10 protein-coding genes are annotated in these 11,454 nt (G+C 63.6%); all 10 read right to left on the bottom strand.

What is annotated here, in order from left to right; all coding sequences use genetic code 11:
- Positions 1-37: 37 nt before the first annotated feature.
- Positions 38-1,216, bottom strand: coding sequence for an ATP phosphoribosyltransferase regulatory subunit (locus ACESMD_RS11300; protein WP_372613195.1), 1,179 nt, complete (start codon positions 1,214-1,216; stop codon positions 38-40).
- 177 nt (positions 1,217-1,393) lie between these two features.
- A complete protein-coding gene (gene hflC / locus ACESMD_RS11295) occupies positions 1,394-2,275 on the bottom strand; it encodes a protease modulator HflC (RefSeq protein WP_372613193.1) in 882 nt (293 codons plus the stop codon).
- Positions 2,276-3,517, bottom strand: coding sequence for an FtsH protease activity modulator HflK (gene hflK / locus ACESMD_RS11290; RefSeq protein WP_372613191.1), 1,242 nt, complete (start codon positions 3,515-3,517; stop codon positions 2,276-2,278).
- Positions 3,518-3,678: 161 nt separating this feature from the next.
- Positions 3,679-4,995 carry a ribosome rescue GTPase HflX gene (hflX, locus tag ACESMD_RS11285; RefSeq protein ID WP_372613189.1) on the bottom strand — a complete coding sequence of 439 codons (1,317 nt, stop codon included), beginning with the start codon at positions 4,993-4,995 and terminating at the stop codon, positions 3,679-3,681.
- Positions 4,996-5,003: 8 nt separating this feature from the next.
- The gene (hfq, locus tag ACESMD_RS11280; RefSeq protein WP_372613187.1) at positions 5,004-5,255 is read right to left on the bottom strand and encodes an RNA chaperone Hfq; all 252 of its coding nucleotides are present in this window, start codon (positions 5,253-5,255) and stop codon (positions 5,004-5,006) included.
- Between the two features lie 120 nt (positions 5,256-5,375).
- Positions 5,376-6,314, bottom strand: a complete 939-nt coding sequence (miaA, locus tag ACESMD_RS11275; RefSeq protein ID WP_372613185.1) for a tRNA (adenosine(37)-N6)-dimethylallyltransferase MiaA — start codon at positions 6,312-6,314, stop codon at positions 5,376-5,378.
- Positions 6,315-6,318: 4 nt separating this feature from the next.
- Complete coding sequence (gene mutL / locus ACESMD_RS11270) at positions 6,319-8,280, bottom strand: DNA mismatch repair endonuclease MutL (protein WP_372613183.1); 1,962 nt, start codon at positions 8,278-8,280, stop codon at positions 6,319-6,321.
- Between the two features lie 29 nt (positions 8,281-8,309).
- Complete coding sequence (locus ACESMD_RS11265) at positions 8,310-9,779, bottom strand: N-acetylmuramoyl-L-alanine amidase (RefSeq protein WP_372613181.1); 1,470 nt, start codon at positions 9,777-9,779, stop codon at positions 8,310-8,312.
- Positions 9,776-10,291, bottom strand: a complete 516-nt coding sequence (gene tsaE / locus ACESMD_RS11260) for a tRNA (adenosine(37)-N6)-threonylcarbamoyltransferase complex ATPase subunit type 1 TsaE (protein ID WP_372613197.1) — start codon at positions 10,289-10,291, stop codon at positions 9,776-9,778. Before tsaE ends, ACESMD_RS11265 begins: the two co-directional genes overlap by 4 nt.
- Positions 10,272-11,454: NAD(P)H-hydrate dehydratase (locus ACESMD_RS11255; protein WP_372613179.1), on the bottom strand; the 1,183-nt coding region annotated here is incomplete at its 5' end. The genes tsaE and ACESMD_RS11255, both read right to left, overlap by 20 nt.

The following is an 11,454-nucleotide window of genomic DNA, read 5'->3' as shown; positions in this document are numbered from 1 at the left end:
TGATCAAGGAATCCGTCTCCGGGTCTCCCGGGAAACATCATGTCAGGGGAAATACCCGCCAGTCACCCTCATGCCGGTCCACGAGGCGATCGCAGCGATGATCCATCGGGCCGGTCAGCTGACCCGGAAGCGCCTGGACGACGCGCTCACCCTGCTGGCGCAAGCGGGTAATGGCGTCCTGCAAACCGGGGCCCTCTGCGGGTGCCCAGATGCCGCCCCAGGTCACGTCTGCCTGCGCAAGCGTAGCCAGCAACTTCAGGTCCATGGAGAACCCGGTGGCCGGCCGTGCGCGGCCGAAGGCTCGTCCGGTATCGTCATACCGCCCTCCCTTGGCCAGGGCCTGGCCATAGCGGGGCACATAGGCGGAAAACATCATGCCGGTGTGGTAGGCATAGCCGCGCAGTTCCGCAAGGTCAACGTACAAGGCGACCTCGGGATGCTGGGCAACCACGCCTCGCTGGAGTGCCGCCAACTCTTCCAGTGCCTGCCCGACGGCTGGAGGTGCCCCGGAAAAGGCCACAAAGGCCTCTTCAAGGATCTCCGGGGCGCCATGCAAGCGGCCCAGCGCCATGAACATTCCGGCCAGGGCGGGATCCGCCACGCTATCGCGAGCGAATGTCGCCAGCTCACCCGGTGACTTGAGTTCCAGCGCGGCGAACAGTGTCTTTTCTTCATCAGGGTCGAGATCGGCCGCGTCCACGAGGCTACGATAGATGCCGATATGACCCAGCGCCAGGTGGATCTCGGTGGCACCGGCGGCCACCAGGCTGGCCAGGGCGAGATTCAGGATCTCGAGGTCAGATTCCAGCCCGGCATGGCCGAACAGCTCGACACCCACCTGGACCGGACTGCGTCCACCCTGGTGCTGGTCGGCCGTGGCCCTCAGTACATTGGTGCAATAACACAGGCGAACGGGTCCCTGATGCTTCATGGAATGGGCATCCATGCGCGCCACCTGGGGAGTGACGTCGGCACTGATACCCATCAAACGACCGCTCGGCTGATCGATCAGCTTGAAGGTCTGAAGCTCCAGGTCGGTACCCGTTCCGGTCAGCAGGGAGTCGAGGAACTCCACGGGCGGGGGCATCACCTGATCATATCCGCAGGTGTGGTAGAGGTCGAGCAGCGCCCGGCGCAGCTCTTCCATGCGGCTCGCCTGGGGAGGCAACACCTCATCCATGCCGTCGGGCAGCAGCCAGCGGTCAGCAATGGTCATGTCTTGTCATCCTGCAACACGATGAAAGGCCTCCCAGGCAAGGTCGCGCGCTGATACCCCACGACAGACCAGTGGTTGGAGGCCACAAAAAAACCGGGGCACGCCCGGTTTAAGAATTTTACCACATCTGCTGCCGGGATGAACCCGCCTGCGGGCGGCATGCCGCCCACAGTGCGCTCATTGGCCGGTCGGAGTCGGACTCTTCAGATACTGGAAGAACTCGCTGGAAGGATCGAGAACCAGCATGTTGCCGTCACCCTCGAAACTCTGGCGGTAGGCATCGAGACTACGCCAGAAGCTGAAGAACTCCTCATCCTTGCCATAGGCATCGGAGAAGATGGCCGCCGCCTCGGCGTCACCCTCACCGCGCAGGGTTTCGGAACGCGCCTGAGCCTGGGCGAGCAACACCAAACGTCGACGATCGGCATTGGCGCGAATACGCTCGGCCTCTTCCTGGCCCCGGGCACGCCACTCGCTGGCCTGGCGCTCACGCTCCGAGCGCATCCGGTCGTAGACCGCCGCCGAGACATCTTCCGGAAGATCGATACGCTTGACGCGGATATCCCGGATGGCAACACCCAACTCTTCACGCATCAGCGCGTCGAGATCGTTGGCGGGTCCGGTCATCAGGTCGTCGCGTCGCTCGGCAATGATCTGCTGAAGATTCAGGCGACCGAACTCGTTACGCAGACTCTCGTCGACCCGTGGCTGTATCAGACGGATCGCCATGAGTTCGTCGCCGGCCGTCGCCTCGTAATACCGAGTGGGGTTGACCACTTGCCACTGCACATAGGAGTCAACGATCACCGCCTTCTGCTCGAGGGTCAGGTAGCGACTGGGATCGGTATCCAGGGTCAACACCCGGGTATCGAACTTGCGGATGGTCTGGGTGATCGGGATCTTCGCGTGCAGACCGGGCTGGATGTTCTCCTCGATGATCTCACCGAAGCGCAGCTTGACCGCGCGCTCGGTCTCGTCGACCACATAGAGGCTACTGCTGGCCAACCAGGCCACGGCGGCGATACCACCGACGATGAGCAGGGAACGATTATTGATCATTTAGCGGCCCTCCCTGCGGATTCCACTACTGTTGCTGTTACTGCCGAAATTGCTGGACGACTGGGTAGTACGCTGTCGTTCGAGCACGCGTGGATCGAGCTCACCTTCCGCACCGAGGCGAGCATCGCTAGATTCTCCGCCACGTCCACCGCTGAGGCGCTGGTCAAGAGGCAGGTACATCAAGGGGCTATCTTCGGCCACGTCCACCAGTACCTTGTCCGTGTTGCCGTAAACCTCGGACATGGTGTCGAGATACAGGCGCTCGCGCATGATGCCCGGTGCGTTGGTGTATTCGGAAAGCAGCTGGTTGAAGCGGTTCGCCTGCCCCTGTGCCTGGGCTACCACGGCCTCACGATAGCCCTGGCCCTGTTCAATCAGGCGCTGAGCCTGACCCTGTGCCTGGGGGATGATGGCATTGGCATAGGCCATGCCTTCATTGATCGTGCGCTGGCGGACCTCGCGAGCACGAATGACGTTATCGAAGGCCTCCTGCACGGCCGTCGGCGGCGAGGTAGATTCGACGTTCAATGTCTGCAGGAGAATGCCGGTTCCGTAAATGTCGAGGTACGACTGCAGCCGACTGTTCACGGAACTGCCGAGGATCTCGCGTCCCGAGGTCAGGATATCGATCATGTCGGTGCCCCCCACGACGTGGCGCAGAGCCGAATCCAGGGCGTTCTCCAGGCTGAGTTCGGGGTCGCGCACGTTGAGCACATAATCCCGCGGGTCGGCGACCTGGTACTGCGCGGATATTTCCACGGATACGATATTCTCGTCCTGAGTCAGCATCGACAGCGTCTGCGTCAATGAACGCACTCGCGTCACGTTGACCATACGCACATCGTCGATCAGGGGCGGATTCCACTGCAGGCCCGGTGCCACAACTTCCTGAAGCTTGCCGAAGCGCAGCACCACACCGCGCTCGGACTGATCGACCAGATAGAAACCGGTCGCCGCCCAGATCGCCAGGCCAACGACGATCAACAATCCCGGCAAGGCGAAGACGTTGCGCGGCTTGTCACCACCGCCACCGCCCTTGCCGCCGGAACCGCCGCGCTTGCCACCGCGGCCGCCGAGCATGCTGTTGAGCTTTTTCTGAAACTTCTTCAGGACCTCGTCGAGATCCGGAGGCCCCTGGTTGCCGCCGCGATTCCCACCGCCACCGTTGTCACCACCGCCGCGAGGGCCACCACCACTCCAGGGATCGTTCTGGTTGCCACCACCAGGCTCATTCCAGGCCATATAGATTTTCTCCACTCTATGTTGCATCTCCCCGCTGAAAGGCTGCCGGCAGGGAGTTCAGGTTGCGATCCTGTCACGCCAGTCATGACGCGCCTTGACCTTGTGGTTGTATCGCTTTCCGCCCCATCGACGGATGAAGCGGACAGCAGATGCGTTTTCTCTCAGGCCTCCCAGACGGCACCTTGCTGCAGGGCATCGGGAAGGTAATCATCGGCTCGCTCATCGAGCCTTGCCATGAGCTGCAGGAAATCCCGCCGGGGCAACCGGACTTCCAAGTGTATCCGACCCTGGTCATCGAAGGTCTCCTCGCGTACCCCGCCGAGGTCATGAAGACCGGCACGCAGACGCCCCTGCTCGGGGGTAAGCGTCAAGGAGACATCGATGACATCATCCGCCAGGCGTTCCGAGAGTGCCTGACTGAGCAGGTCCAGTCCACGGCCCTCCTGGGCGGAGAGCCAGACCACCTCCGGCCGACCCTCGCCATCGCGCTCGATGCGTGGCGCACTATCGAGGAGATCGATCTTGTTCATCACCTTGAGTGTCGGCACGTCAAGCGCATCGATCTCGTCCAGCACCCCCTCGACCTGGGCGATATTGAGCTCACGATCCGGGTCAGCGGCATCGATCACATGCACCAGGAGGGAAGCCTCTGCCGCTTCCTGGAGGGTGGCGCGAAAGGCCTCTACCAGCTTGTGGGGCAGATGGCGGATGAATCCCACGGTATCGGCAATCACCACCGGCCCCACATCCTCGATCTCCAGACGACGCAGGGTCGGGTCGAGAGTAGCGAAGAGCTTGTCCGCCACATAGACGGTGGACGAAGTCAGGGCATTGAACAAGGTTGATTTGCCGGCATTGGTATAGCCCACCAAGGAAACACTGGGAATCTCGGCCCGGGCCCGAGCACGACGATTCTGGTTGCGCTGGCTGCGCACCTTGTCCAGCCGCTTGTGAATGGCCTTGATTCGCGCACGCAGCAGGCGGCGGTCGGTTTCCAGTTGGGTCTCGCCGGGACCTCGCAGGCCGATACCGCCCTTCTGGCGCTCCAGGTGAGTCCAGCCCCGGACCAACCGGGTCGACATGTACTCGAGCTGGGCCAGTTCCACCTGCAGCTTGCCTTCGTGTGTCCGGGCCCGCTGGGCAAAGATGTCGAGGATAAGACCGGTACGATCCAGCACTCGGCACTTGAGCTCCCGCTCCAGGTTACGTTCCTGGGACGGACTCAGGGAATGGTTGAAGATCACCAGCTCGGCATGGTGCACCACCAGGGCGTCGCGCACCTCCTCGAGCTTGCCTGAGCCGACGAAGGTGCGGGAATCGGGGCGATGACGACTGCCGGTGAGCAGGATCGCCGCTTTTGCGCCAGCGGAACGCACAAGCTCAAGAAACTCGCCGGCATCCTCGCGAGACTGTTCGTCCTGAAAATCCAGGTGGACGAGTACCGCCGTTTCACCGGCATCCGGGCGTTCAAAAAACAATCAATACCTCACACGTCGGCTTCCGGCGGCGCAGTAGGATCCTGAACCGGCAGGCGGACGTTACGCGATGGAACCACAGTGGAAATGGCGTGCTTGTAGACCATCTGACTGACGGTGTTGCGCAACAGGATGACGAACTGATCGAAAGACTCGATCTGGCCCTGCAGCTTGATACCATTGACCAGGAAAATCGATACCGGAATGCGCTCCTTGCGCAGTATGTTCAGGTACGGGTCTTGAAGGGACTGCCCTTTGGACATGTTACTCTCCTGAAATTGTCTCTGGGGGTTGACGTTATACTCATCAGCGTCGCCTGGCGAAGCGATCTTTGTTACCCGAAAGGGCTTGGTCATCCGGCTGCTTGAAACAGTTATCCTACGCTAACTACTGAATTCGCGCACCAGTTTCACGACCTCGCCGAGGGGATCCCCCCCCAGGCTATCCATCCAATGCAGGCCATGCCAGCTGCGCATCCAGGTCAGCTGGCGCTTGGCCAGTTGACGCGTCGCCACGATACCACGCCAACGCAGCGATTCCCGGTCCATTTCGCCGTCGAGATACGCCCAGGCTTGACGATAGCCCACGCTTTTCATCGACGGCAGTCCGGGATGCAGGTCATCACGAGCCCTGAGGCTCGCCACTTCCTCGATCAGGCCGGCACCCAGTATCGTCTCGAAACGTGTCTCGATACGCTCATGCAAGACACGACGATCGAAGGGCGTCAGTCCTATCGACAGCGTGCGCCAGGGGAAGGTTTCACGGCGCTGACGACTCCACAGCTCCGTCAGGGTATGTCCCGAGACACGAAAGACCTCCAGAGCCCGCATCAGGCGCTGGGGATCGTTGGGATGGATACGCCGGGCCGCGGGTGGATCGATCCGCGCGAGTTCGTCATGCAGGGCGGCCAGACCGCGGGATGCCACCAAGGCCTCCAGGTCGTCACGAACGCCGGGGGCGGAGGCAGGCAGGTTGGCAACGCCTACCATCAACTGCTTGAGATACATGATGGTGCCGCCCACCAGCAGCGGGAACCGACCCGATGCGCTGATCTGTCGCATCTCGCGCAAGGCATCCTCGCGGAAATCGGCCGCCGAATAGGCCTCGGCCGGGTCACGGATATCGATCAACCGATGCGGCGCCCGGGCCAGTTCCTCGGCAGACGGCTTGGCGCTGCCGATGTCCATGCCGCGATAGACCATCGCCGAGTCGACACTGATCAGCTCGCAACCGAGCCGCTCGTGCAGCGCGATTGCCAGGTCCGTCTTGCCGGCGGCTGTCGGCCCCATCAGCAGGATGGCAGGAGGACGCGTATCGGGCATTGGGCTACTGCCCCCTCAGGAAGAGCCGGTCCAGTGCCTTCATGCTCATCTCGCACCAGGTCGGGCGCCCATGGTTGCACTGACCGCTACGCTCGGTTCTCTCCATGTCGCGCAGCAGGGCATTCATCTCCGTCAGAGTGAGGTGCCGATTGGCCCGTACGCTGCCATGGCAGGCCATGGTCGACAGCAAGTCGTTGATATGGGCTTCCAGCCTGTCCGAACGGCCATAACGTTCCAGGTCGGCAAGCATCCCGCGAATCAGGGGTTCCACGTCGGCCTGGGCGAGCAGCACCGGCAATTGACGCACCAGCAACGTCTCCGGCCCGGCCACGTCGAGTTCCACACCCACCCGAGCGAAGGCCTCTCGCTCGCTCTCTGCCGTTTCCACCTCGGTGCCACTGGCGGCCAGGGACACCGGCACCAGTAGTGGCTGGGCCTCGATGGCGCCGTCATGCACCTGCGTCTTCATCCGTTCATAGACGATCCGTTCATGGGCGGCATGCATGTCGACCAGGATCATGCCGCGCTCGGTCTCGGAGAGGATATAGATGCCATGCAGCTGGGCGATGGCATAGCCCAGGGGCGGTGCACGGGTCGCGTCCGCCTCGGGCAGGGTCGGGCGGCTCGGTACGTGCCCTTGTTCGGGGTCGGAATCGACCCGGCGTTCGGCAAGCGCCGTCGCGGCGGCGTCTCCGCCGGCACCCGGGGCGTCCTGCCGCGGTGTCAGCAGGGTCTCCTCATGCTCGGGATGCAGTGCCCGGTAGCCATCCATGAAGGCCCTGACGCGATTCGGCGTCACTCCCTCACGGGCCCCACCACCGGCCCACTCGCCAGCGTCCTCGCGACCGGGCAGCGACATGGGCTGCTGCCATTGAACCGGGCGTTCCGCCACGCCCGGTTCAGATGTATCGGACTCGACCCCATGGCTCTCCGTGACCGGATGGCTCCCGGCCCGGGCATCACCCAGGGCACGGTGCAGGCTGGAGAAAAGGAAATCATGCACCTGGCGGCCGTCACGGAAACGTACCTCATGCTTGGTGGGATGGACGTTGACATCCACCAGCGTCGGGTCGACCTCCAGATACAGCACGAAGACCGGATGACGGCCATGAAAGAGCACATCCCGGTAGGCCTGGCGGATGGCATGGGCCACCAGGCGATCACGGACCACTCGGCCATTGACGAAGAAATACTGGTGATCGGCCTGGGCCCGAGAATGAGTGGGCAAGCCGACCCAGCCCCACAGTCGCAGGCCGCCGACTTCCAGATCGAGGTGCAGGGCATTGTCGAGGAAGGCCTTGCCCAGCAACGCCTGAAGGCGACGTTCCCGTTCCACCAGACTGTTCCCGGGACGCAACTGGTGCAGGGTCTTCTGGTTGTGACGCAACACCCAGGCGATATCGAAACGCGACAGCGCCTGGCGCCGGAAGGCCTCCTCCACGTGACCGAATTCGGTCTTCTCCGTACGCAGGAACTTGCGGCGGGCCGGGGTATTGAAGAAGAGGTCACGCACCGTCACCGAGGTCCCGCAGGGATGCGGTGACGGCGAGACACGAGGCGCCATCTGACGCCCCTCGGCCACCACCCGCCAACCACTCCTCGGGTCCTCCTCGATATTCGAGATCAGCTCGAGTCGCGAGACCGAACTGATCGACGCCAGGGCTTCACCACGAAATCCCAGGCTCAGTACCTCCTCGAGATTTTCGAGGGAGGCGATCTTGCTGGTGGCATGGCGGGACAGGGCCAGCGGCAGGTCATCTTCCTGGATTCCGCTGCCATCATCGCGCACCCGGATGAGCCGCGCCCCGCCGGATTCGAGCTCCACCTCGATACGCTGGCTCCCGGCATCGATGGCATTCTCGACCAGTTCCTTGACCACAGAGGCGGGGCGTTCCACCACCTCACCGGCAGCGATCTGGTTGGCCAGTCGGGGATCCAGGATCTGGATGCGTCGATTCTCGGACATATCGCTCCGCAGGGTCGGGGAAGAAGGCGTCATGAACTGGGGATACGCAGTACCTGGCCCACACGGATCACGTCACCGTTGAGTTCATTGGCCTGCTTGATCTGGGCCACCGGCACACCATGGCGAACGGCGATCTCGGACAGGGTGTCGCCGGGCTGGATGCGATATTCGTTGCCGCCGGTACTGCGATTCCGGTCCCGCTGCCAGGCCAGCAAGCTGGCGGGAGGCGGATTGCGATGGAAGTGGTCGCGCAGGCCGTCAAACATCGCCCTGGCCAGCCCCTTCTGGTGGGAAGCATTGCGCAGGCGACGCTCCTCGTCGGGATTGGAGATGAAGCCGGTCTCGATCAGCAACGAGGGGATATCGGGTGACTTGAGCACCATGAACCCCGCCTGCTCCACCCGGCTGCGATGCAACCGGTTGACCTGGCCCAGCTGATCGAGGACCTGGCCACCGATGGAGAGTGAATCATTCAGGGTCGCCGTCATGGTCAGGTCCAGCAGGACACCGCGTAACACCTCATCCTTGTCTTTCAGCGAGAGGTTACCGTCGACCCCGCCGATCAGGTCGGCCCGGTTCTCGCTGGCCGCCAGCCACTGGGCGGTTTCCGAGGTCGCACCACGCTGGGACAGCGCATAGACGGAGCTGCCATTGGGCCGCGGACTCGTGAAGGCGTCGGCATGTATCGAGACGAAGAAATCGGCCTTCTGCTCGCGGGCGATACGAGTACGCTGGCGCAGCCCGATATAATAGTCTCCATCGCGGATCATCACCGCGCGAAATCCCTCCGCCTCATTGACCAGATTCTGCAGGTGCCTGGCGATCTCCATCACCACGTCCTTCTCGCGGGTGCCGGACGGCCCGATGGCGCCGGGATCCTCGCCGCCATGGCCCGCATCGATGGCGATGATGATATCCCGCCGTGGATGCGTCTGGGCTTGCTGCTGGGCTTGCCGCAGGGTCGCCGACGGGTCGGGTGTCGGAGTCGCTCCCCCATCGGCCTCGACACGGCCCCGGTTGGCAATGATCTCCTGCTCGCGGATCATCGCCTCGATGGGATCTATCGGATCCTCCACCGCACTCTCGCCGGGATATTCGAGATCTACCACCAGCCGATAACCATACTGATCGTTGGGTTCCAGGGTGAAATGACGAGGCTCGATCTCCCGCTCGAGCTCCAGGACCACACGCAGGCCGTTGCCATCGCGAACTCCGGTGCGTAGCTGGCCGATGGCGCTACCGGACAGGTCCAGCTGAGTGACGTCGGCATTCAGGCGGGTATCCTCCAGGTCGATGACCAGCCGGCGCGGATTCTCCAGGCCGAAGACATTGGCACGCGCAGGAGATGACAGGTCGAAGACCAGGCGAACATGGTCGGGCGCGGCCCAGATCCGGACATTATCGACCTGGCTGGCCTGGGCGACGGTAACGACCAGCCATAGGCTCAGCGTCAGGGCCAACACGGACAACCGCGAACCGACCAGAGTTCCCTGCTTCATGGTGCCGTCTCATCCTTGCTGTGCATGCCGTCGGCCCCGAACGACGCCTCGGGCAATGACAGATCTGCCAGTCTCGACAGGACGCGCTGCCCCTGATCACTGAAGGCCTCAAGCTCCGCCCGTCGACCCACGCCGGCCAGGGTCAGGGTCACCACCAGATCCGGGATGGGTAGCCAGCCCTTGCCGCGCTCGGGCCACTCGATGAGGCAGAGGGCCTCCGGCGCCATCAGGTCACGGCCGCCGATGAACTCCAGTTCCTCCGGGTCGCCCAGGCGATAGAGATCGAAATGATGAACCCGGATCTCGCCGAGTTCATAGGGCTCGACCAGTGTATACGTCGGACTCTTGACCGCACCCCGATAACCATGAGCGCGCAGGATGCCTCGAGCCAGGGTCGTCTTGCCGGCACCCAGTTCACCCTGGAGATGCACGCGCCCGCGACCCTGCAAGGCATGGCCCAGGCACTCGCCAAAGGCGACCTGACGGTCTTCGTCATCGAGCTGCCGTTGCATCGCCATCGAGCATCCCGGGATTGATCAATAATTGCGCATAGGATGCCAGATCCGTCGCCAGCAAACCACGTTCACCGCTGTCATCGGCCGCCATGTCGGCGGCCAGGGCATGCACCACAACCCCCAGGCGCGCTGCCGTTTCCAGGGGCAAGCCCTGGCCCAGCAGAGCACCCAGCATGCCGGAGAGCGCATCCCCCATGCCGCCGCTGGCCATGCCCGGATTGCCGAAGGGACAGACCGCCAGACCCTGCGGGCCGGCGACCAGGGACCCCGCCCCCTTGAGGACCACCACGCCTCCCAGACGCCGCTGAAGCTCCCTGACGGCAGCGGGGCGATCGGCCTCCACCTCGGCGGCGCTGATACCCAGCAGGCGTGCGGCCTCGCCGGGATGCGGGGTCAGGATCCAGTCATCCCGATACTCTCCCGTGAAGCGCGAGGCCAGCAGGTTGAGGGCGTCAGCATCCACCACCAGGGGCCTGCCGGCCCCGAGCGCGACCTGGAAAATGGCCTGGCCCCAACTCCCCTGCCCCAGTCCCGGGCCCACCACCAGTACATCGGCCCGTTCGGGCAGTTCATCCAGATCGCTCGCTCCCCGCACCCCGTGCACCATGACTTCCGGGCGACGCACAAGGCTCGCCGTCACATGCTCGGGTGCCGTAGCCAGGCTCACCTTGCCGGCACCGAGCCTGGCACAGGCGTCGGCGGCGATCAGAGCGGCGCCGCCGACGCCCGGTGCCCCGCCCAGCACCAGAGCATGGCCGAACTCACCCTTGTGGGCGCCGCGCATCCGCGGCGGCATCCAGGCACCCACCAGGCCCGCCTCGAGCAGATGGGCGGCGGGAACCAGGTCTGCCTCGGCCTCGGCATTCACCCCCAGCGGGCGAAAGTCCAGTTCTCCCAAATGTGACGGCGCCGCGCCGGTGTGCAAGCCCAGCTTGTCACCGATGAAGGTCACGGTCAGGGTGGCACGGACGGCCGCCCCCAGTTCGGCACCGGTATCGGCATGCAGCCCGGAGGGGATATCGATGGCCAGCACCGGCTTGCCGCTTCGATTGATGGCGGTAATGGCATCCAGAGCATCGCCGCGGACATCACCACTGAGCCCCGTGCCCAACAGGGCATCGACCAGCACTTGTCCCTCGAAGGCCATGCCCGACTGCCAG

The organism is Halomonas sp. (assembly GCF_041689495.1).
In the GTDB taxonomy this organism is placed as follows: Bacteria; Pseudomonadota; Gammaproteobacteria; order Pseudomonadales; family Halomonadaceae; genus Halomonas.
The sequence above is the reverse complement of the archived record's forward strand: the minus strand, read 5'-3'. Positions and strand labels throughout refer to the sequence as shown.